We start from the raw sequence: 20,708 nt of genomic DNA on the forward strand, positions 1-20,708 counted from the left end.
GGTTCGAGGGATTGGAGGCGCGGCTGTCGGAGCGGCGGAACTGCTGGAAGCCCGCGACATCGGCCAGCACGCTCTCGATCCGACCCGACGCCGCATCCTCAAGCCGATCCCGGTCGATCACCACAGACCCATAGGCCGGTGTACCCGGCGGCAGGGCGAGGCCCGTGCCGGTCACCACGATCGACGCGGCGGCCATCGCCTCACCGGCGCCATCGGGTGTTTCCGCCTGCGCCGCGAAGGGCGCCATTGCCATGCCGAGCGCGAGCCATTTTGTTCTGCGCATATATCCTCCCCTGCCGGCCCGTCATGCGAAGGGGCGGCATCCCTTCGATAGGATGCCGCCCCTTGCCGGAACATTGGCCTTTGGGCCGATGGCCGATCTCCCGCTCAGAAGAAGAGGATGGCGCCGGCGGCGATCGTGTTGCCCTGCGCCTCATTGCCATTATGCGCCTTGGACGTGCTGTGGATATATTCGCCGATCAGCGTCACCCAGCTGGTCAGGCCATAACGGCCCTGCCCCACCCAGCTGCTATTCTTGCGGATAAGCGTCGGGTTGGCGAGCGCATCGGCGGCATTGGCATAATGGAGATTGCTCTCGCCATAGCTGCCGCCGACCGAGAATTTGCCGAAGGTCGCCAGCCCCTGAAGATAGAAACCGTCGCTGTCGCGCTTGTCGCCGGCGGCATCGGTGTCGAACAGGTTGAGCGCCGTCGTGCCCAGCCCCGAGCCATTATAATAATAGCCGGTCAGGACGAGCGGACCATAGCCGATCTTAGCGCCGGTATCGAAACCGCTGCCGGTATAGGAAATGCCGTCGACGCGATTATGCCGCTGGGTAATGCCCGACAACCAGGCGCGGGCCGAGAAGTCGCCAAACTTGCCATCATAGACGATCTTGCCCTGGAAGCCTGGCGACTTGTTGCTTTCGCCCGGTCCCGTCAGCGATTCGAGCGGCTGGAAGACACCGACCGAGACCTGGAAGCCCGACAGGCTGGGCGAGGTGTACGTGATCTGCGGCTGGAAGTCGGTATAGATATAGCCGATGCCGATGCGACCGAGCGACGTGTTGGACGGCGCGACATTGCCGCCGCTCGACCCGACCGACAGCAAGGTGATGTCGTTCAATATGCCTTCCGAGCCGAACAGGCCGATGTCGCGACCCAGCTTGAACTCGCCCAGGCCAGAACGGCCGATGGTCATGTAGGTCTGGCGGAAATCGATGCCGGCGGTCTGCAGCGCCACCGGCCGGCCACCGGCATTGGCGCCGCCGCCGACCGAATAATCCGCGCTGTTGATGCCGGGATACATGCCGAAATGGGCGCCGACGTCCCAGCCGCCCTGGTTGGTGGTGACGTCGAACTTCAGATAGCCGGGCAACAAGCCGTTGCGGATCGCCGAACTATTGCCGCCGACCGGCACCACGCCGCCGACGACATCCGTATTCGGCCCGGCCGCCTGGCCATTTTCATGGGTGTAGAAACCGTTGACCGATCCGGAAATCTTGACCGTGACATCGCCCACCTCAAAGCCGACGCCGCTGTCGGCGACGCGCACCACGGGCTTGCCGTCCGACGCGGCGGGCGCGGCGGCGGCGGCCGGCGCCGCGGCGTCTTCCTTTGCCAGCTGGGCATATTCCTCGTCGGTGAGGATCCCCTTCTCATGAAGCCTTTTCAGCAGTTCGCTCGTCGTGCCGGCGCTGGCCGGCGTTGCCCCTGCGACGAACAGCAACGCCATGGCGGCGCTGCCGAGGAATGTTCCCCGTGCCATCTCATCCTCCCTCTTGTGCGCCGGTCGTGCCGGCTGTCGGGAAGAGTGGGCGGCGGCGATGGCGGCCGAAATTGGACTTTGGTTCTCGTCCTCCCCCCGCGCACCTCGCTATACTTTTGGTCAGGGCGCGACGGCGATGCCCCACGGCCCGGCGCCGACCGCTACCGTGCCGACGACCTTGCCGGCGGCCAGATCGATCACCGAGACATTGTCCGAAAGGCCATTGGCGGCAAAAGCGCGCGCGCCGTCCGCGCTGACCGCGATATGCCAGACCCGCTTGCCGACCGGCACATAGGCCCGGACCTTGCGGGTGGCGACATCGACCAGCGCGACATGGTTGGCGCGGCCGAGCGCCACGACCGCCGTCTTGCCGTCCGGCGTGAAGCGGATGCCGCAGGGCAATAGCTGATAATCCTGCACGCCGGGAATGGCGAAATGCAGCGTCTCGACGATCTTGCGCGTAGCCGGATCGGCGATCTGCACCGTGCCGCCCATCTCCGCCGCGATCCACAGTTCCTTGCCGTCGGCGGTAAATTCCACATGGCGCGGGCGCTGGTCGGTCTCGGTCGCGTCGACCATCGTCTTGCTCGACAGGTCGATCCAGTTGACGACGCCGTCATCCTCCGACGTCACCACCACCCATTTGCCGTCCGGGCTCTGCGCCACGCCCTCGGGCTCCTTGCCGACATCGACCTGGAAGGCGACCTTGCGGCTGTCGAGGTCGATCGCGGTCAGCGCGGCATTATCCTCATTGGCGACGAACAAGGTCCGGCCATCGCGCGACAGGAAGAATTGCTCGGGATCCTGCCCCGATGGCAGGTCCGCGACGACCTTGCCGGTCGCGCGGTCGATCATCTGCACCGAATGGTCGTTGCTGGCGCAGAGCAGGATATATTTGCCGTCCTTGGTGAGGGTGATGCCGCGCGGCCGGCCGCCCACCGGCCAGGTCGCGACCGTCTGCATCGTGGCGGCATCGATGACGCTGATGCTGTTGCCGCGTTCGTTGGAGACATAGAGCGTCTCGGCCCGGACGGACGGGATCGCCACCGCCAGCGCAAGCCCCGCAATCACGCTCTTCATCATGCCCGCATCCTCTCGTCCTTTTGGCCTGATAGCCGATTAGCCCCCGGCCCGTCGCGGCGGGATTGTACCAATGGCCAATGGGGGTCGTCCCCGCCCTCCCCTACAGTCGTCAGCAACAGGGACGACATGCGGCCAGCACAGGCACGCGGCACAGACGAGGGTTTGGGATGAGGAATTACGGACGGATCGCATTGTTCGGCGCGGCCTGCCTAGCGGGCGCATCGATCACATCGGCACTGATGGCGCATGGCAATGTCACGCCGCAGGCGGTCGACACATCGGCCCTGCCGGAAATCGGCGCCGACTGGGTTCAGCACAATCCTTATCGCGGCAATGCCACGGCGGCGAAGATCGGCGAATCCGCCTATGGCCAGAATTGCGCGCGCTGCCACGGGCTGGACGCGGAAAGCGGCGGCATCGCGCCGGACCTGCGCTATCTGGAAGTCGGCGACAGCGGCGATGAATGGTTCATCCAGCGTTACCAGCATGGCTCCAGCCATGACGGCAAGGTTTATATGCCGCCCTTCGGCGACGTGCTGGGGCAGAAGGCTGGATGGGCGATCCGCGCCTGGCTCGAAACCAAGCATCAGGAGTGATCGCGATGGATCGCCGCGCCTTCTTGACCAGCGCGGCGGCCGCCGCGCTGGTTGGTTATATTTCGGGCGGGCAGGCGGCAAAGGCCGCGCCGCTCGGCAAGGTCAGGGAATTGGGTGTCCTTCGGGTCGCAGTCTATAAGGACAACCGCCCCTGGTCCTGGCGCAAGGACGGCAAGCTGACCGGGATCGACGTCGACCTGGCCCAGGCGCTTGCCAAGGGGCTGGGCGTGCGCGCCGACATCGCCGAACTGGTGGCCGACGAAAGCGCCGACGACGACCTGCGCAACGGCGTGTGGAAGGGCGGGCTGCTAGGCTTCCAGCCGGCCGACATCATGCTGCATGTGCCGTTCGACCGGACTTTCGCCGCACGCAACGATCAGGTCGCGATCATCGCCCCCTATTATCGCGAGAGCTTCCAGTTTGCGGCGGTGAAGGGCGAGATCGACGTCAACGCGCCGCCGACCCAATATCGCGGCAAGCGGCTGGCGGTCGAGATCGACTCCATTCCCGATTTCTACCTGATCGGCACATTCGGCGGCATATTGGCCAGGGATGTCGTCCATTTCCCCGGCGGGGCGGAAGCCGTCACCGCGCTGACCGATGGCCGGGCCGACGGCGCGCTCGCCAGCCGGGCGCAGATCGAGGCGGTGCTGCACGACAGCGGCGCCACCAACATCGTCCGCCGCACCAGCCCCCTGCCCGCCTTCACCTCGGCCGGATGGGACATCGGCATGGCGGTGAAGGAGAATAGCCGGAACCTGGGCGATGCGGTCGAGACCATCCTGGCCGACATGACGCAATCGGGCGCGCTCAAGGCGATCTTCGAACGCCATGGCGTCGCCTATGCGCCGGCCGTCGCGGCGGGCTGAACGGGCGACCCAAGGTCCAATTGGCACGGCCGCCGTGCCCCATAAGGTGCTGCATCGACGGCGTTGATCACGCCGGAAAACAAGGGAGGATGACTATGACGGGACGTTTCACGCGTTCGTTCCTGGGGGCAGCCGCGATCGCGCTGGTGGCCGGGGCTGCGCCACTGCTCGCGGCCGATGCGGCGGGCGGGCCGACCGATGCCGACCTGATGAACGATGCCGCATCGACCGGCGACGTGCTGACCTATGGCATGGGACCGCAGGCGCAGCGTTTCAGCACGCTCAACCAGATCAACACCGACACCGTCAGCAAGCTCGTGCCCGCCTTCGCCTCGTCGCTGGGCGGCGAGAAGCAGCGCGGCCAGGAGGCCCAGCCGCTGGTCTATGACGGCACCATCTATGTCACCGGTTCCTATTCGCGGCTCTATGCCTTCGACTCCCGCACCGGCGAGGAGAAATGGGAATATAATGCCCGTCTGCCCGACGACATCATGCCCTGCTGCGACGTCGTCAATCGCGGCGCGGCGATCCATGGCGACAAGATCATCTTCGCCACGCTCGATGCGCGGCTGGTGGCGCTCAATCGCCATACCGGCAAGGTGGTGTGGAACAAGCAGATCGCCGACTACAAGGCCGGCTACAGCGCGACCGCCGCGCCGCTGATCGTCAAGTCCATGGTCATCACCGGCAACTCGGGCGGCGAGTTCGGCATCGTCGGCGCGGTCGAGGCCCGCGACGTCGATACCGGCGAGCTGATCTGGCACCGCCCGGTGATCGAAGGCAATATGGGCACCTTGCGCGGCAAGGATAATGGCATCACCGGCAAGCTCAACGCGACCTGGCAGGGCGATCTCTACAAGACCGGCGGCGGCGCGACCTGGCTGGGTGGCACCTATGATCCGGAAACCAATCTTCTCTATTTCGGCACCGGCAACCCGGCCCCCTGGAACAGCCATTTGCGGCCCGGCGACAATCTCTACACCGCGTCAACGCTGGCGATCGATCCCGAAACCGGCGTGATCAAATGGCATTACCAGACCACCCCGCATGACGGCTGGGATTTCGACGGGGTCAACGAGTTCATCCCGTTCGACGCGACGATCAACGGCAAGCCGATGAAGCTGGGCGCCAAGGCGGACCGCAACGGCTATTTCTTCGTGCTCGACCGGACCAACGGCAAATTCGTCAGCGCTAACCGCTTCGTCATGCAGACCACCTGGGCCAGCGGCTATGACAAGAATGGCAAGCCGATCGTGATCCCCGCCGGTCGCCCCGGCGCGCCGAGCGCGACCGAGAAAGGCAGCACCGTCTTCTCCTCGCCCAGCTTCTTAGGCGGCAAGAACTGGATGCCGATGGCCTATAGCAAGGACACCGGCCTGTTCTACATTCCGTCCAACGACTGGGGCATGGACATCTGGAACGAGCCGATCGCCTACAAGAAAGGCGCCGCCTATCTGGGCGCGGGCTTCACCATCAAGCCGATCGCCGAGGATCATATCGGCGCACTGCGGGCGATGGACCCCAGGACCGGCAAGATCGTCTGGGAATATAAGAACAAGGCGCCGCTGTGGGGCGGCGTGCTGTCGACCGCCGGCAACCTGGTCTTCACCGGCACGCCCGAAGGCTATCTGAAGGCCTTCGACGCCAAGACCGGCAAGGAATTGTGGAAGTTCCAGACCGGGTCGGGCGTGGTCGGATCGCCGGTCACCTGGGAACAGGATGGCGAGCAATATGTCGCCGTCATGTCCGGCTGGGGCGGCGCGGTGCCGCTATGGGGCGGCGAAGTGGCCAAGTCCTTCAAGGACATCAATCAGGGCGGTTCGCTCTGGGTGTTCAAGCTGGCCAAATAAGGAGGCGAGGACGATGATCGTCATGGGGCGCGGACAGCATATGCACGGCGGAAATCGCGGGCAATTTGCCGCGCCCCCGCCTATGATCCATCATCATGGCCAGGGGGCGGACATGCAGGTCAAAGACAATGACGCGATGATGGAAAGGGTGCTGATCGTCGACGACCACCCGCTGGTGCGCGACGGGCTGCGCAGCGTGATCGCGGTCAGCTTCGACGGCTGCGAGATTTTTGAGGCGGCCAGCCTGGAGGAAGCGCTGGCGACGCTGGAGAAACAGTCTAATTTCGACCTGGTGCTGCTCGACCTCAATATTCCCGACGTGAAGCGGCTCGATGGCCTGAAACTGCTGCGCAGCCGCCACCCGATCCTGCCGGTGGTGATGGTGTCGGGCGCGTTCGACCGGGGAATCGTGCGCGAGGCGCTGGGCGCCGGCGCGGCGGGGTTCATCCCCAAGTCGATGAAGCGCAGCGCCATCGTCGATGCGCTGCACCGGGTGGTGTCCGGCGAAATCTACATGCCCGACGCGATCGACGAGGCGCCGCAGGAAAGCGCCGAGGAGGCGGATATCCTGACCCGGATCGGCAGCCTGACGCCGCAGCAGCGGATCGTGCTGACTCATCTGGTCCATGGCCGGCTGAACAAGCAGATCGCCCATGACCTGAGCGTATCGATGACGACGGTGAAGGCGCATGTGTCCGCGATCCTGCAGAAGCTCAACGTCTTCAGCCGGACCCAGGCGGTGATCCTGGCCAACCGGGTCCATTTCGACGGCGACAACTGACCGCGGAAAATAGGAAATCCCGCGCTTAACTTCGCATATTTCCCGCACATTTCGACATTTTGATGCCGATGTTGGAAATCATGTTGCGCGCCCCATCCCTATCGTCCCCTGTTCCCGACTAGCATGGAACAGGGGCTGTAGGACAGGCAGGGACGGGTCAGAAGCTGGCCTTCAGCCCGTCGATCACGAACTGCGCCGCGAGCGCGGCGAGCAGCACGCCGAGCAGGCGGGTAATCACCGCCTCGATCTTGGTGCCCAGGATCGCCATCAGCGGCCCGGCCGCCAGCAAGGCGCCCAGCATCAGCACCAAAGTCACCGCCACCGCGACCAGCACGACCAGCCGGTCGACCATGCCGTCGGCACGCGACATCAGCAGCATGACGGTCGCGATCGAGCCCGGCCCGGCGATCATCGGCATCGCCATCGGGAAGACGGAGACATCCTCCACCTCCGGCGTCTCGGCAATCTTCTGCGCCCGATCCTCGCGCCGCTGGGTGCGCTTTTCGAACACCATGTCCATCGCGATCATGAACAGCATGATGCCGCCGGCAATGCGGAAACTGTCCAGTTCGATGCCGAGCACGCCCAGCAACTGCTTGCCCCACAGGGCGAAGACCAGCAGGATGGCGGCGGCAATTCCGACCGCGCGGATCGCCATCGACCGGCGCTGGGCGATGCTCGCCCCGCTGGTCAGGCTGGCATAGATGGGCGCGCAGCCCGGCGGATCGATCACCACGAACAGGGTGACGAAAGCGGATATGAACAATTCCATCATGACGGCGCCCCCACCTTGTCGTCGATCACCACATCATAGCCGGTCCCGTTCCACATGCGGACGGTGACCCGGCGGCTGCCATCGGTCGCGACATCGGCGGACCAGATCAGGCTGTCATCCTGCGGCACCGGTGGCGCCTCCCCCTTTGCCGGGGGCGGACCTTCGGGCCGCGCGCCGCGCTTGCAGGTCGCAACCTTGCCGGTCAGAAATTCCGGCGCGTCCCGTTCGGTCGCCAGACGATCGCCATGATCGAGTATCCACTGCCAGCGGCCCTTCTTGTCGCGCCGCCACAGGGTGGTGAAATAGCCGACCGATCCGTCCGGCCGTTTCCAGTTACCGGTGCTGGCGGCGAGCAGGCCGTCGCAGGAGACATAGACGATCGAGGGCGACCAGCTGACCGAGGCCGGCGGGTCCGCCTGCTTCTTCAGCCAGTCCTTCGCCACCACCCGCTGCGGCACGAACATCACGGCGTCGTCCGCCGCCGTTTCGCGAAAGGCGGTCCATTGCCCCTTTTGCTGGGCAAGCCGGTTAAAGGCGATTTCGGCCGCGATCACCGAGCTGGGATCGGGCTGGTAACGCATCGGCGGCTTGGCCGCGACCAGCATCACCAGGCTGAGGGCGAGGAGCGCGCCGCGCCCCTTCACAGCCCCTCCGGCTTGGCGAGGCCCGCGCGCGCATGGGCGGCGACCAGCGTGTTGCGCAGCAGCACCGCGATCGTCATCGGGCCGACGCCGCCGGGGACCGGGGTGATGGCGCGGACATGCGACAGCGCTTCGGCCGTGGCGACGTCGCCGACGATCCGGCCCTTGCCATCTTCGGTATCGACCACGCGGTTGATGCCGACGTCGATCACCGTCGCGCCCGGCTTGATCCATTCGCCCTTCACCATTTCGGCGCGGCCGACGGCAGCGACCACGATGTCGGCGCGGTGGACGATGCTGGCAATGTCGCGGGTGCGGCTATGGGCGATGGTGACGGTGCAATTTTCGGCCAGCAGCAACGCCGCCATCGGCTTGCCGACGATGTTGGAACGACCGACCACGACCGCCTCCATGCCCGACAGGTCGCCCAGCTCATCCTTCAGCAGCATGATGCAGCCCAGCGGCGTGCAGGGCACCAGCGCGTCCTGCCCGGTGGCGAGGCGCCCTGTATTGACGACATGGAAGCCATCGACATCCTTGGCCGGGTCGATCGCGGCGATCACTGCCGCTTCATCGATATGCTTGGGCAGCGGCAACTGGACCAGGATACCATCGACCCGGTCGTCATGGTTCAGTTCCTCGATCAGGTCGAGCAGGTCGTCCTCGCCGATGCTGTCGGGGCGCTTGAACTCGAAGCTTTCCATGCCGGCGGCGACCGTCATCTTGCCCTTGTTGCGGACATAGACGCTGCTCGCGGGATCTTCGCCCACCAGCACCACGGCCAGACCCGGCTTGCGGCCCGTCTGTTCCACGAAGGCGGCGACGCCATCGGCCACCTTGTCCCGCAGTCCGGCCGCAAAAGCCTTGCCGTCGATAATCTTGCCGATCGTCATGTCGCGTCTATCCATGTCTCGATGATGGCGGTCAGCCGGTCCAACGCCCCTGCCCCGCCCTGTATCCGCAATCGCTTTAGCCGGTTGGTATCACCCGATTCCAGCAAAATCGCGCCCCTGGGCCAATCCAGCCGCTTGGCCAGCAGCGCGATCAGCGCGCCATTGGCCTTTCCCTTTTCCGGCACGGCGCGCACCCGGGCGGACAGCCAGTGCGCGCCATGTTCGTCGGTCCAGCGCCCGCCGACATCCTCGCGCGTGGCGCCGGGCGTCAGGCGGACCGCCAGAATGAGGTCATCCCCGTCCCGGCGCCAGCCGGTCAGAGACTGTTTGAGAAAGCCGGTACCAGCCCGCTCCCCCGCCCAACCACCCGATCCAGTGTCATCCTGTCGGGTGGTTGGGCGGGGGAGCGGGCTGGTACCGCGCTGAAAAATCGCTCTTTCGCGATTTTTCAAACAGCCGGTCACATCAGGCTGGAGAAGAGCGGCGGCAGGATCGCCTGACGGATGATGAGAATGCCCAGCAGGACGACCATCGGCGTCAGGTCGAGCGCGCCGAGGTCGGGCATGACCCGGCGGATCGGATTATAGATGGGCGCCGTCATCCGATCGAGCGCGACCATCACGGTGCGCACGAAATCGCTGCCCATGTTGACGACGTTGAAGGCGATCAGCCAGCTCATGACGGCCTGGATGATGATGATCCACCACAGCACGTCGAGCAGGATGACGATGGTCTGATAGAGGGCGTAGGCCATGCGGTCTCCGAAAGAGCGGTTGGCGCTCGCTCTAGCCGAGGCATGGGGCCGGCCACAAGTCGCGACAGTCCCTTATTCCACCAAAGGACGCCATAGTTCTGCAAAAGCCTGCTCAGCAGGAAGGGGTAGCAGGACCAGCCTGTCGCGCTATAGCGGAGCCATGGATTTTCGTGACGCCTCCCCCGCCGATGCCCCGCTGATCGCCGCCATGCATGTGGAAAGCTGGCGCATCGCCTATGCTCATATCATGGACCCGGCCTATCTGGCGGGCGGGATCGAGGCCGAGCGGCTGGCCACCTGGACGCAGCGGCTCGAACATCCGGCGCCGGGACAGCGCATCATCATCGCCGAACGGGCCGGGCAGCCGATGGGCTTCACCTGCATCATTGGCGGGGCCGATGATCGCTGGGGCACATTGGTCGACAATCTCCACGCCCTGCCTGCCGCGCGCGGCACGGGCCTTGGCACCGCATTGCTGGCGCGCGGGGCGCAATGGGCGATCGAGGGCTGGCCCCAGACCGGCCTGTTCCTGTGGTGCTACAGCGACAACCAGGCCGCGCGCGGCTTCTATGCCGCGCGCGGCGGGGTCGAGGTCGAGGATTGGGACAAGCCCGGCCCGGACGGCCGGACCCTGCCGGAAAAGCGCATCTACTGGGCTGATCCGGCAATCCTGCTCCGATAAATCGGCGCTTATTTGCGGATCAGCGTGCCCGCACCGCGATCGGTGAAGATTTCCAGCAGCATGGCGTGCGGCACCCGGCCATCCAGGATGACGGCGGCATCGACGCCGCTCTCGACCGCCTTGACGCAGGTTTCCAGCTTCGGGATCATGCCGCCGGTGATGGTGCCGTCGACCTGCAGCGCATGGATCGCCGCCGGATCGAGATCGGTCAGCAATTCCTTGTCCTTGTTGAGCACGCCCGGCACGTCGGTCAGCAGGAAAAAGCGCGACGCCTGAAGCTCGGCGGCGATCGCGCCGGCCATGGTGTCGGCATTGACATTATAGGTATGGCCATCGGCGCCGATGCCCACGGGCGCGACCACAGGGATGATGCCGTCCTGGGTCAGCGTGTCGAGGATGCGACGATCGACCGAGACCGGATCGCCGACAAAGCCCAGATCGACATGGCGCTCGATGCCCGAATTGGGATCGGGCGCGCGGCTGTGACCAACCTTTTCGCACAGGACGAGGCCGCCATCCTTGCCCGAGATGCCGACCGCGCGGCCGCCCGCGCCGCTGATCCAGCCGACGATTTCCTTGTTGATGGAGCCGGCCAGCACCATTTCGGCGATCTGGGCGGTTTCCTTGTCGGTGACGCGCAGGCCGTTCACAAACTGCGATTCGACGCCCAGCTTCTTGAGCATCGCGCCGATCTGCGGCCCGCCGCCATGGACGACGACGACATTGATGCCGACCGCCTTCATCAGGACGACGTCCTCGGCGAAGTCGCGTGCAGCCTCCGGATCGCCCATGGCGTGGCCGCCATATTTCACGACGAAGGTCTTGCCCGCATAGCGCTGCATATAGGGCAGCGCCTCGACAAGGGTTTCGGCCTTCGCGAGGAGCGCGGGATCGGGGGCGTAGTTGCTGGTCATGCGCGCGCGCATAAGCCCATATGCGCGCTACGGCAAGTTATCGATCGAGGCGACGGCCCAATGCGACCGCTGCGGAGATGAGCGGCGGCACCAGGATGATCGACAGCAGCACCTTGGTAATCATCTGCCCGACCATCAGGTCCATGATCGGCCGCTCGCCATAGAAGGAGATGGTGATGAACAGCAGGGTGTCGACGATCTGCGACACGACGCTGGCGACCATGCCGCGCAGCCAGACCAGACGGCCCTCGCCCCCGGCCAGTCGCGAGAAGATGAAGACGTTGAGCGTCTGCGACGTGCCATAGGAAATGAGGCCCGCCAGCATCATCCGCGATCCCTGGCCCACGACGATCGGGAAGGCATCGACGGCAGGCGGATACATGCCCGGATCATGCGGCAGGGCGATGACGATATGGATCAGCGCGGCCGACACCAGCAGCGGCACGAAGCCCAGGCGCACCAGCGCGGTCGCAGTCTTTTGCCCGTGCAGTTCCGACACGGCGCTGGAAATGATGACCAGCAGCAGGAAGGCGAAGATGCCGGCCTCCACCGCGAGCGGCCCCAGGGCGACCTGTTTCACCCCCAGCACGCCGGCCATGCAGACCATGCCGCCATAAAGGATGGAAAAGACGAAGAGGGAGCGGGTCAGCGGCGCGGGCGATGAAGTCATCGCCAGCCCTTACCGGGATTCGGCCTGCGGGGGAAGATGGCGCGGCACGCCCTGCCCCGTCCCCTTTCAGGCCAGCATGGTGCGCAGCAGCGCGCGCAGTTGCGCGGGCTTTACCGGCTTGTTGAGCAGGGGGATGTTGGCGGCGGCGAGCTGGGTCTTGAGCGGTTCGCCGCGATCGGCCGAGATCATGACGGCGGGGATGCGGGCGCCGAAATGATCGTGCAGGCGGGTGATGACCGTGTCGCCGGTCTCCCCGTCCTTGAGATGATAGTCGACCAGGATGATGTCGGGCCGGCGGCCATCGGCGAACAGCGCGGCCGCCTGGTCATAGCCGTCGGCGGTGACGACGCTGCACCCCCAGCCGGTGAGCAGGGTGCGCATGCCCGACTGGATCTGCTTTTCATTGTCGACCACCAGCACCGACAGGTCGCGCATCGACCGGTCGCGGGTCGGCTGGCCGGTGTCGCCATCCTCCTCCCGCTGGGGCTGGCCGATGGGGAGGGCGATGGCGAAGGTCGCCCCCTGCCCCGGCTGCGAGCGCAAGGTGATGGGGTGGCCCAGCATGTCGCTGGCCCGCTTGACGATGGCGAGGCCCAGCCCCTTGCCCTGGCTGCGGGTGTCTAGCCGGCGAAACTCCTCGAAGATCAGCGCCTGTTGCTCGGGCGCGATGCCGGGGCCACTGTCGGTCACGCTGATTTCCACCCGGTCGTCATGCTGGATGCAGGCGACCGAAACCGTGCCGCGCGGCGTGTAGCGGATGGCGTTGGAGATGAAATTCTGAAGGATGCGGCGCAGCAGGCGCAGGTCGGTCTCGACCCAGAGCGGCTGCGCCTCGATCCGGAAGGCAAGTCCAGCCGACCGGGCCATGGGGGCAAATTCGACATTCAGCGTCTGGAGCAGCCGGTCGATGCGGAACGGGCCGATTTCCGGCTGGATCGCACCGGCATCCAGGCGCGAGATTTCCAGCAGCGCCTCCAGCAGATCCTCGACCGAGTCGAGCGCGGTCGAGGTCTGGTTGACCAGCGCGCGGGTCGGCAGCGCCAGCCGCCGATCGCCCAGCGCCGCGACGAACAGCCGCGCGGCATTGAGCGGCTGGAGCAGATCATGGCTGGCGGCGGCGAGGAAGCGGGTCTTGGACAGGTTCGCCTTTTCCGCGACGATCTTGGCATCGATCAGCGCCGCCTCGATCGCGCGGCGCTCGGCCACTTCCCCTTCCAGCTTGCGGTTGAGGTCGACCAGTTCGCCGGTGCGTTCTGACACGCGCCGTTCCAGCGTCTCGGCGGTTTCCTGAAGGCTGGCCTGGGCGCGCAGCATGTCGGTGACGTCGGTGAAGCCGAACACCTGGCCACCATCGGCCATGGCGTTGCTGCGCAATTCGAAATGCCGTTCTCCGGCGGTGCAGAGGCAGACCATCGCCTGCTGGTCCGCGCCGCCGCCGCGCCAGTCGAGACAGCCCTGATCGTCCATCGCCAGCGTCTCGCGGCACCAGCGCTTCAATTCGGCATGGCTGCCAAGCGCGCCAGCGAAATTTTCCGGCAAGGCGAGCAGCCGGCGCAGCGCGTCGTTCCAGGCGGCCAGTTGCCCACTGCCGTCGAACACGCAGACCCCCTCCGACAGATTGTCGAGCGTCGATTGCAGCACGACATTGCGTTCGGCCAGTTCGCGGGCACGGGCGCGGGCATCCTCCGCCTTCGCCTCGGTAATGTCGGTATAGATGCCGACGATGCCGCCTTCGCTGGTGCGCAGTTCGTTGATCTGTATCCAGCGGCCATCGGCCAGCCGCTGCACCTGGCCGCCATCGGCGATGCCGTGCTTGGCCAGGCGATCCGACACCCAGCGATCGGGCGCGACCTGTGCCCCGGCCGGCCCCTGACTATGGGCGGCGATGCGGGCGATGTCGTGGAAGGTCAGATTCTGATCCAGCCGCTCGGCGACCTGCGGCCAGAAGCCGAGATAGGCTTCATTGTAGAGGATCAGCCGGTCTTCGGCATCGAACAGCACGAAGCCTTCGTTGATCGATTCGATCGCATCGCGCAGGCGCACCTGCGCGGCGTCCGCATCGGCATGGGCCTCGGCCAGATCGGCATTGGCCTTGGCGAGGCGGCCCAGCGCATCCTCCAGCTGGAGCGTCCGGTCGCGCACCTTGGCTTCAAGCGAGATGGCAGTTTCGAACATGGAAAAGGCGTTGGCCGACATGTCGGTCGAGCGTTCCACCCGGTCCATCAGCGCGCCGTTGATCTTGCGCAGCTTGCGCACCTCCTCGCGCAGGGCATCCAGCTCCGCGTCGGTTTCAAGGGCGGTGCGCAGCTCGCTCATCGGCCGATCGCCAATCCGCTGAAGGTCTGGTTGACGTGCAACGCATGATATTGCTCGCCATAGGTGTTGAAGCCGATCACCCGGTTGCCGGCATAAAGGGCGGAAACATCGCGCGAAATCTGGCGCTGTTCGGCATCGATGCGGTTGAGCACGCAGTCGAAGGCGATGATCCGGTCCACCTCGCCCACGCGGGCGTGCAGGTCGGAGAAGAGCTGCCGCATGCCGGCGATCCGATCCACCGGCTCGCCGATATTGAGGACGATCCCTTCGTCGATCGCGCAATAGAAGGTCAGGCTGCCGTCCGCATTGGCGCTCTGGATCGAGCGGACATGATATTCGCCGCCGGCCCGGACCATCGGCGGATGCGCCGCGAAAAATTCCATCCCCAGTTCCTCGCCGGCATGGCCGGCCAGGCGCAGATATTCGGCCGCGGCCGGCTCTGCATTGATCTCGGTCACGATGCGTTCGTGCGGGATCGCGCCGGTAATCACCATCTTGGCCGCGCCGGGCTGATAATGCTGCGCCTTGAAGACGTGCATCGGCCGGGTCGAGGACAGGATCGCCACCACGGCGGCGCGGGCATGGAAGCGGCCGCCATCGAAGATCGCGGTCTGGCGGAAGGCAAGATCGTCGCCGGATGATCCGCCGATCAGCGGAATATCGCCCAGCGCATCCTGGATCGTCATGGTCAGCAGCTCCTCCCGGTGCGAGAGGCCGTCGACCAGGAACAGCGCGACATGATTGACCAGCCCGCCCAGCCGGCGGCTGTCCCGTTCCGCCTGCGCCGCCAGCGCCCGCACGACTTCGCGCGCGGCGACCGGATCGAAATTGTCGATGTCGTCGAAGCAATGGGACGTCATGCAGAAATCGGCCGCAGGAAAGCCGATCACGGTCAGGCTGTCATGATCATAGCCCGCATCGGTCAGTTCGCCCGAGCTGGTGCAGCCGATCACCGTGGTGCATTCGCTATGCAGGTTGATCGCCCGCGCCAGGCTGTCCCGGTCATAATGCTGGGAACAGAAGATCACGGCGCCGGCCAGCGGCTCCGTGCCGAGTTGATCCACCAGATCCGCCATCGCCTCGAACGGATCGTCGGCATGGGAGGACGCAAATCCTATCCCTGCCCTTACCCCTGCGCCTGTCGCCATTGTCTCTCCCCATCGCCCATTTTCTTATGCTTTGGGGCATTATCATGTAGCGGGTTCCGCTGGCCTGTCACGCGAAACAAGCCGGCTTTTGGCGCCGTGGATCAGGTGGAAGACCAGCAATGCGACGAATGGCATGGCAAGCCCCAGCAGCAGCGTCGCGGACAGGCGCGGCCAGTGCTTTTCCACGGCCTTGAGCGGATAGGAGAGCAGGCCAAGCGCATAATAGCTGACGGCAACCGTCGACAGCCCCTCAACCAGTTGCTGAAGCTGGAGCTGCATCCGCGCGCTGCGGTCCATCGAGGCGAGCAGGCGGCCATTCTGGTTCTCGATATGGGTTTCGATCCGGGTGCGCAGCAGGGCGGTGAACTGCGCCGCGCGGCCGTTGAGCAGCGCCAGCCGATCGGTCAGCGCCGCGCAGGTGCGCACGGCAGGCCAGAGCCGCCTTTCGGTGAAGTCGGCGAGCGAGCGATGACCGGCGATCGGCACGACATCCAGTTCAGCGAGGCGACTGGCGACGATCCGGCCATAGGCGGCGGTCGCGCTCATCCGATAGGCGCAGCCGCTGTCGATCGACAATATGTCGGCGGACAACTGGATCAGTCGGCCCAGCAGCACATCGTCGCGCACCTCGCCGGCGGCCAGCGCCCGGCCGACCTGCTCCAGCGCCTGTTCCAGCCAGTCGAGATCGGTCCAGGCCGTGCGCGCGGGCGGCAGGCCAAGCAGCGCCAGATTGCGATAATTGCCCAGTTCCTGCAGCCGCTGGACGCAGCGGGCAAGATCGCCGGGCAGCAGGCCGTTGGCGGCCACCACCATCCGGCCATAGCCATCATCATGGATACGGAAATCGGTCCAGATGCGCGCGCCGCCGCCGACATGGCAGGTGACGAGCTGGCCCGCCGGGAAACCGGCGCTGGCCACCAGTTCCGCGGCGGCGCCTTCATCCGCGACGATCGCCAGCCGCACGGCGCGGATCACCGCACCCGGCAGAAATTTGGCCCAGGCGATCGCGGCACGGGCGTCGGCCGCATCGGGAGAATCCCAGCCGACCGGATCGCTGCCGCCGCGCACCAGGGTGACCGTGCTGGCCTCGCTATGCTGTTCCCAGTGAAGATGGATGTCGGCGCCCAGTCGGGTCTCGCGATGGCGGCTGTCATGCCCTGGACGCAGATCGCCCGGCATGGCGGGCAAGGCCGCAAGCTCTGCCGTGCGCGCGTCCGCATCGAGCAGGCGGACAAGCTGGATCATCCGTGCCGGGACCGTCAGCGCAGGTTCGCGGCGCAATTGCATCTCGCCCACCACCTGCGGGCGCAGCGCATGTTCGGTGAAGCGCCGCTCAGCCACCACGCGCCGGCTCTCCAGCGGCTTCCAGCAGATCCGCCTCCGCATCGGTGAAGACGCGTGAGCGGACGATGAAGCGCTGCCCTTCCGGGCTTTCGAGCGACATGCCGGCGCCCCGCCCCGGCACCACGTCGATCGTCACTTGGGTATGGCGCCAATATTCGAACTGGGCCGCGCCGATCCACACCGGCACATCGCCCGCGACATGGCCCAGCAGCACATCCTGCGGGCCGACCCGGAACTCGCCGCGCGGGAAGCACATCGGCGCGGAACCATCGCAGCAGCCGCCCGACTGGTGGAACATCAGCGGGCCATGCTGGTCGGTCAGGCGCGCGATCAGCGCATCGGCCGCGGGCGTGGCGAGAATGCGGGCAGGACAATCGGCCATCGATCCGATCCTTCAGAACCAAAACCGCCATTGGCAACATTGGCAGAACCAAAGCTGGCGAGCATCCGGGGGAGGATGCCCGCCAAAGGTGCGGAGCGCCGAGAAAGGAGAGAGAAGGGGCGCTCCGCTGTGGATCCGTCAGAAGAAGCCCAGCGCCTTGGGGCTGTAGCTGACCAGCAGATTCTTGGTCTGCTGATAATGGTCGAGCATCATCTTGTGATTTTCGCGGCCGATGCCCGACTGCTTGTAGCCGCCAAAGGCCGCATGGGCCGGATAGGCATGGTAGCAGTTGGTCCAGACGCGACCGGCCTGAATGCCCCGGCCCATGCGATAGGCACGGGCGCCGTCGCGGGTCCACACGCCCGCGCCCAGGCCGTAGAGCGTGTCATTGGCGATGGCGAGCGCCTCCGCCTCGTCCTTGAAGGTGGTGACGGCCAGCACCGGGCCGAAAATCTCCTCCTGGAAGATGCGCATCTTGTTATGGCCCTTGAGCACGGTGGGCGTCACATAGAAGCCGTTGGCCAGTTCGCCGTCATGGGTGGCACGATCGCCGCCGGTCAGCACTTGCGCGCCCTCTTCCTTGCCGATCGCGATGTAGGAGAGGATCTTTTCGAGCTGGTCGTTCGACGCCTGGGCGCCGATCATCGTCGAGGGATCGAGCGGACTGCCCTGCTTGATCGCCTTCACCCGTGCGATCGCCCGTTCGATGAACTTCTCGTAGATCGATTCCTGGATCAGCGCGCGGCTGGGACAGGTGCAGACCTCGCCCTGGTTGAGCGCGAACATGGCGAAGCCTTCGAGGCATTTGTCGAAATAATCATCGTCCGCATCCATCACATCCTCGAAGAAGATGTTGGGCGACTTGCCGCCCAGTTCCAGCGTGACGGGGATCAGGTTTTCCGAGGCATATTGCATGATCAGGCGGCCGGTCGTGGTCTCGCCGGTGAAGGCGATCTTGGCTATCCGCTTGTTCGACGCCAGCGGCTTGCCCGCTTCCACGCCGAAGCCGTTGACGATGTTGAGGACGCCCGGCGGCAGCAGGTCGCCGATGATCTCGGCCAGCACCAGCACCGACATCGGCGTCTGCTCGGCGGGCTTCAGCACGATGCAGTTGCCGGCGGCGAGCGCGGGCGCCAGCTTCCACACCGCCATCAGGATCGGGAAGTTCCAGGGGATGATCTGGCCGACGACCCCCAGCGGCTCATGGAAATGATAGGCGATGGTGTCATGGTCGATCTCGCTGATCGATCCTTCCTGGGCGCGGGCGCAGCCGGCGAAATAGCGGAAATGATCGATGGCGAGCGGAATGTCGGCATGGGTGGTCTCGCGGATCGGCTTGCCATTGTCGATCGTCTCGGCGAGCGCGATGAGGTCAAGATTGGCCTCCATGCGATCGGCCATCTTGAGCAGGATGTTGGACCGCTGCGTCGACGACATCTTGCCCCAGGCGTCCTTGGCGGCATGGGCGGCGTCGAGCGCGGCCTCGATATCCTCCGCCGTGCCGCGCGCGACCTGGCACACGACCTGACCGGTGACCGGCGAGATATTGTCGAAATACTGGCCCTTGGCCGGTGCCGTCCACTGCCCGCCGATATAATTGTCGTAGCGGTCGCGGATCAGGGTCTGGCCGGCGAATTTATCCAGCGCCTGTTGCAGCATCATCTTGTCTCCTGGGTCGATTTTGTGATCGTCTTTCAGCCTTCAGAAGATGGCAAAGCAGGCCGCCGGTGCAATTGGACCTTCGGTCGGATCGCCCCGCCTGCGGGACGAGGCGGGCATGAGACGCGACCTGTGCCGCCCCCTCGACAGCGACCCGACGGGCTGCTCTATCTGACAGGCCCCTTCCCTGCCCGGAGAGATTTCCCCCATGTTCCAAGTTTCCCACCTGGTCATCGTCGGTGGCGGGTTCAGCGGCACGCTGCTGGCGATCAACCTGCTGCGCTACGGGACGATGCGGGTGACATTGGTCGAGCGGCGGCCCGAACGGCTGGGCAAGGGTGTCGCGTTCGGCAGCGCCCTGCCCGATCATATCCTCAACGTCCGCGCCGGCAACATGAGCGCCTTTCCCGACCAGCCGGGCCATTTCGCGCAATGGCTGGCGGAGACGAGTGGCGGATCGGACGCCAGCTTCGCGACACGGGCGACCTATGGCCGCTATCTTTCCGCGCTGCTGGACAAGACCCGCGCCGAGGCGGGTGACCGGCTGGACGTGATCGATGATGCGGCGGTCGACATCCGCATGGCCGGCGATGGCTGTGTCGTCGAACTGGCGTCGGGCAAGACGCTGGCGGCCGATGCGGTGGCGCTGGCGCCGGGCAATCTGCCGCCGCATGACCTGCCGCCATTTCGAGACAAGGCGCCCCCGCTCTATGTGTCCGAACCCTGGGGCGCGGACATTGCCGAGGGGCTGACGCCGAGCGACAAGATACTGCTATTGGGCACGGGCCTGACCGCGGTGGATTGCGCGCAGACGCTGGACAGCGCGGGTTTTCGCGGATCGATCCTGGCGCTGTCGCGGCGCGGGCTGGTGCCGCACAGCCATGCGCCGGCCATGCCCTTCCCCGCCCTGCGCGAACGGCCGGCCGCCCATTGCGCCGGGCTGGTCCGCACCATCCGCCAGCGGGCCGATGCGGTCGGCTGGCGCCGCGCGGTCGATGAGCTGCGCCCCTTCACCCAGGATATATGGCGGGCGGCCTCCCCGGTCGAACGGGCGCGCTTCCTGCGCCACGCCCGGCCCTATTGGGACGTGCATCGCCACCGCATCGCGCCGCAGGTGGCCGAACGAATCGCCGCGATGCAGGCAAGCGGGCGGCTGCGGATCGCGGCGGGCCGGATCATCGGCGCGCAGGACGCCGACCAGGGACTGATCGTGCAATGGCGGCCGCGCGGCGGCGAACAGGTGCAGGAAATCCGGGTGGCGCGGGTGGTCAATTGCACCGGGCCGCTGGCCGACCTTGGCCGGGCGGACGATGTGCTGCTGCGCCGGCTGGCGGGTCGCGGCGCAATCCGGCCGGACGCGCTGGCGATCGGCATCGACACCAACCGGCAGGGCCATGCCATCGCACGCGACGGCAGCGCGCAAGAGCGACTGCTGGTGGTCGGGCCGATGACGCGCGGCGCCCATTGGGAAATCGTCGCTGTGCCCGATATCCGCCGCCATAGCTGGGACATGGCGCGCGCGCTGACCGGCGCGCAATGGGTGGAGGCGGAAGGGCTTTAGAGCAAATTCCGATCCGACTGCGT

Annotated in this window: 20 protein-coding genes and 1 pseudogene; 6 read left to right on the top strand and 15 right to left on the bottom strand. The window is 65.9% G+C overall.

Annotated features, from left to right (window positions below; translation table 11 throughout):
• From BRX37_RS19670 to BRX37_RS19680, 3 genes and pseudogenes are all read right to left on the bottom strand, one after another.
• Positions 1–283: pseudogene (locus BRX37_RS19670) on the bottom strand (TonB-dependent receptor); the annotation flags it as partial.
• 104 nt (positions 284–387) lie between these two features.
• Positions 388–1,767, bottom strand: coding sequence for a porin (locus BRX37_RS19675; RefSeq protein ID WP_125988882.1), 1,380 nt, complete (start codon positions 1,765–1,767; stop codon positions 388–390).
• A gap of 120 nt (positions 1,768–1,887) precedes the next feature.
• A complete protein-coding gene (locus BRX37_RS19680; RefSeq protein WP_125988884.1) occupies positions 1,888–2,850 on the bottom strand; it encodes a PQQ-dependent catabolism-associated beta-propeller protein in 963 nt (320 codons plus the stop codon).
• A gap of 167 nt (positions 2,851–3,017) precedes the next feature.
• Here BRX37_RS19680 and pedF point away from each other — a divergent pair, with 167 nt between their 5' ends.
• The 4 genes from pedF (at position 3,018) to BRX37_RS19700 (ending at position 6,946) form a co-directional block, all read left to right on the top strand.
• Positions 3,018–3,446, top strand: a complete 429-nt coding sequence (pedF, locus tag BRX37_RS19685; protein ID WP_004208341.1) for a cytochrome c-550 PedF — start codon at positions 3,018–3,020, stop codon at positions 3,444–3,446.
• A 5-nt stretch (positions 3,447–3,451) separates the two neighbouring features.
• Positions 3,452–4,315 (top strand): substrate-binding periplasmic protein, encoded by an 864-nt coding sequence (locus BRX37_RS19690; RefSeq protein ID WP_125988886.1) that lies wholly within the window; start codon positions 3,452–3,454, stop codon positions 4,313–4,315.
• Positions 4,316–4,410: 95 nt separating this feature from the next.
• Positions 4,411–6,165, top strand: coding sequence for a methanol/ethanol family PQQ-dependent dehydrogenase (locus tag BRX37_RS19695; protein WP_125988888.1), 1,755 nt, complete (start codon positions 4,411–4,413; stop codon positions 6,163–6,165).
• Positions 6,166–6,178: 13 nt separating this feature from the next.
• Entirely contained in the window at positions 6,179–6,946 is a 768-nt protein-coding gene (locus BRX37_RS19700) for a response regulator (protein ID WP_125988890.1), read from the top strand.
• Positions 6,947–7,103: 157 nt separating this feature from the next.
• Here BRX37_RS19700 and BRX37_RS19705 read toward each other — a convergent pair whose 3' ends face one another.
• From BRX37_RS19705 to BRX37_RS19725, 5 genes are all read right to left on the bottom strand, one after another.
• Complete coding sequence (locus tag BRX37_RS19705) at positions 7,104–7,721, bottom strand: MarC family protein (protein WP_004208345.1); 618 nt, start codon at positions 7,719–7,721, stop codon at positions 7,104–7,106.
• Positions 7,718–8,365, bottom strand: a complete 648-nt coding sequence (locus BRX37_RS19710) for a Cif family virulence factor (protein ID WP_010338454.1) — start codon at positions 8,363–8,365, stop codon at positions 7,718–7,720. Before BRX37_RS19710 ends, BRX37_RS19705 begins: the two co-directional genes overlap by 4 nt.
• Positions 8,362–9,255, bottom strand: a complete 894-nt coding sequence (gene folD, locus BRX37_RS19715) for a bifunctional methylenetetrahydrofolate dehydrogenase/methenyltetrahydrofolate cyclohydrolase FolD (RefSeq protein WP_097384437.1) — start codon at positions 9,253–9,255, stop codon at positions 8,362–8,364. The genes BRX37_RS19710 and folD overlap by 4 nt, the downstream gene beginning before the upstream one ends.
• Positions 9,252–9,575: a DUF167 domain-containing protein gene (locus BRX37_RS19720; protein WP_125988956.1), complete on the bottom strand. Its 324-nt coding sequence runs from the start codon at positions 9,573–9,575 to the stop codon at positions 9,252–9,254. Before BRX37_RS19720 ends, folD begins: the two co-directional genes overlap by 4 nt.
• Positions 9,576–9,715: 140 nt before the next feature.
• Positions 9,716–10,009, bottom strand: a complete 294-nt coding sequence (locus BRX37_RS19725; protein ID WP_004208349.1) for a YggT family protein — start codon at positions 10,007–10,009, stop codon at positions 9,716–9,718.
• Between the two features lie 160 nt (positions 10,010–10,169).
• Here BRX37_RS19725 and BRX37_RS19730 point away from each other — a divergent pair, with 160 nt between their 5' ends.
• On the top strand, positions 10,170–10,691 hold the full coding sequence (locus tag BRX37_RS19730) for a GNAT family N-acetyltransferase (protein WP_125988892.1): 522 nt from the start codon (positions 10,170–10,172) through the stop codon (positions 10,689–10,691).
• An 8-nt stretch (positions 10,692–10,699) separates the two neighbouring features.
• On the opposite strand, the gene argB is transcribed toward BRX37_RS19730, so the two are convergent.
• The 7 genes from argB to adh form a co-directional block, all read right to left on the bottom strand.
• Positions 10,700–11,617: an acetylglutamate kinase gene (gene argB, locus BRX37_RS19735; protein WP_004208351.1), complete on the bottom strand. Its 918-nt coding sequence runs from the start codon at positions 11,615–11,617 to the stop codon at positions 10,700–10,702.
• Positions 11,618–11,642: 25 nt separating this feature from the next.
• The gene (locus BRX37_RS19740; protein WP_010338459.1) at positions 11,643–12,275 is read right to left on the bottom strand and encodes a queuosine precursor transporter; all 633 of its coding nucleotides are present in this window, start codon (positions 12,273–12,275) and stop codon (positions 11,643–11,645) included.
• A 66-nt stretch (positions 12,276–12,341) separates the two neighbouring features.
• Positions 12,342–14,591: a hybrid sensor histidine kinase/response regulator gene (locus tag BRX37_RS19745; RefSeq protein WP_125988894.1), complete on the bottom strand. Its 2,250-nt coding sequence runs from the start codon at positions 14,589–14,591 to the stop codon at positions 12,342–12,344.
• On the bottom strand, positions 14,588–15,739 hold the full coding sequence (locus tag BRX37_RS19750; RefSeq protein WP_048937584.1) for an FIST N-terminal domain-containing protein: 1,152 nt from the start codon (positions 15,737–15,739) through the stop codon (positions 14,588–14,590). Before BRX37_RS19750 ends, BRX37_RS19745 begins: the two co-directional genes overlap by 4 nt.
• Before the next feature lie 42 nt (positions 15,740–15,781).
• Positions 15,782–17,083, bottom strand: coding sequence for a DUF3422 domain-containing protein (locus tag BRX37_RS19755; RefSeq protein WP_125988896.1), 1,302 nt, complete (start codon positions 17,081–17,083; stop codon positions 15,782–15,784).
• Positions 17,073–17,465 carry a DUF779 domain-containing protein gene (locus tag BRX37_RS19760; protein WP_004208356.1) on the bottom strand — a complete coding sequence of 131 codons (393 nt, stop codon included), beginning with the start codon at positions 17,463–17,465 and terminating at the stop codon, positions 17,073–17,075. The genes BRX37_RS19755 and BRX37_RS19760 overlap by 11 nt, the downstream gene beginning before the upstream one ends.
• A 138-nt stretch (positions 17,466–17,603) precedes the next feature.
• Positions 17,604–19,124 (bottom strand): aldehyde dehydrogenase, encoded by a 1,521-nt coding sequence (gene adh, locus BRX37_RS19765; protein ID WP_125988958.1) that lies wholly within the window; start codon positions 19,122–19,124, stop codon positions 17,604–17,606.
• A 208-nt stretch (positions 19,125–19,332) separates the two neighbouring features.
• Here adh and BRX37_RS19770 point away from each other — a divergent pair, with 208 nt between their 5' ends.
• Positions 19,333–20,685: an FAD/NAD(P)-binding protein gene (locus BRX37_RS19770; protein ID WP_125988898.1), complete on the top strand. Its 1,353-nt coding sequence runs from the start codon at positions 19,333–19,335 to the stop codon at positions 20,683–20,685.
• The last annotated feature ends 23 nt before the right edge of the window (positions 20,686–20,708 follow it).

Source organism: Sphingomonas sp. S-NIH.Pt3_0716, assembly GCF_003950715.1.
GTDB classification, from domain to species: domain Bacteria; phylum Pseudomonadota; class Alphaproteobacteria; order Sphingomonadales; family Sphingomonadaceae; genus Sphingobium; species Sphingobium yanoikuyae_A.

Coding starts and splice junctions, on each gene's coding strand:
- BRX37_RS19740 (WP_010338459.1), bottom strand. CDS start 12,275: ATGACTTCATCGCCCGCGCCGCTGACCCGCTCCCTCTTCGTCTTTTCC.
- BRX37_RS19750 (WP_048937584.1), bottom strand. CDS start 15,739: ATGGCGACAGGCGCAGGGGTAAGGGCAGGGATAGGATTTGCGTCCTCC.
- BRX37_RS19695 (WP_125988888.1), top strand. CDS start 4,411: ATGACGGGACGTTTCACGCGTTCGTTCCTGGGGGCAGCCGCGATCGCG.
- BRX37_RS19770 (WP_125988898.1), top strand. CDS start 19,333: ATGTTCCAAGTTTCCCACCTGGTCATCGTCGGTGGCGGGTTCAGCGGC.
- BRX37_RS19730 (WP_125988892.1), top strand. CDS start 10,170: ATGGATTTTCGTGACGCCTCCCCCGCCGATGCCCCGCTGATCGCCGCC.
- folD (WP_097384437.1), bottom strand. CDS start 9,255: ATGACGATCGGCAAGATTATCGACGGCAAGGCTTTTGCGGCCGGACTG.
- adh (WP_125988958.1), bottom strand. CDS start 19,124: ATGCTGCAACAGGCGCTGGATAAATTCGCCGGCCAGACCCTGATCCGC.
- BRX37_RS19675 (WP_125988882.1), bottom strand. CDS start 1,767: ATGGCACGGGGAACATTCCTCGGCAGCGCCGCCATGGCGTTGCTGTTC.
- BRX37_RS19725 (WP_004208349.1), bottom strand. CDS start 10,009: ATGGCCTACGCCCTCTATCAGACCATCGTCATCCTGCTCGACGTGCTG.
- pedF (WP_004208341.1), top strand. CDS start 3,018: ATGAGGAATTACGGACGGATCGCATTGTTCGGCGCGGCCTGCCTAGCG.
- BRX37_RS19700 (WP_125988890.1), top strand. CDS start 6,179: ATGATCGTCATGGGGCGCGGACAGCATATGCACGGCGGAAATCGCGGG.
- BRX37_RS19760 (WP_004208356.1), bottom strand. CDS start 17,465: ATGGCCGATTGTCCTGCCCGCATTCTCGCCACGCCCGCGGCCGATGCG.
- BRX37_RS19690 (WP_125988886.1), top strand. CDS start 3,452: ATGGATCGCCGCGCCTTCTTGACCAGCGCGGCGGCCGCCGCGCTGGTT.
- BRX37_RS19680 (WP_125988884.1), bottom strand. CDS start 2,850: ATGATGAAGAGCGTGATTGCGGGGCTTGCGCTGGCGGTGGCGATCCCG.
- argB (WP_004208351.1), bottom strand. CDS start 11,617: ATGCGCGCGCGCATGACCAGCAACTACGCCCCCGATCCCGCGCTCCTC.
- BRX37_RS19745 (WP_125988894.1), bottom strand. CDS start 14,591: ATGAGCGAGCTGCGCACCGCCCTTGAAACCGACGCGGAGCTGGATGCC.
- BRX37_RS19705 (WP_004208345.1), bottom strand. CDS start 7,721: ATGATGGAATTGTTCATATCCGCTTTCGTCACCCTGTTCGTGGTGATC.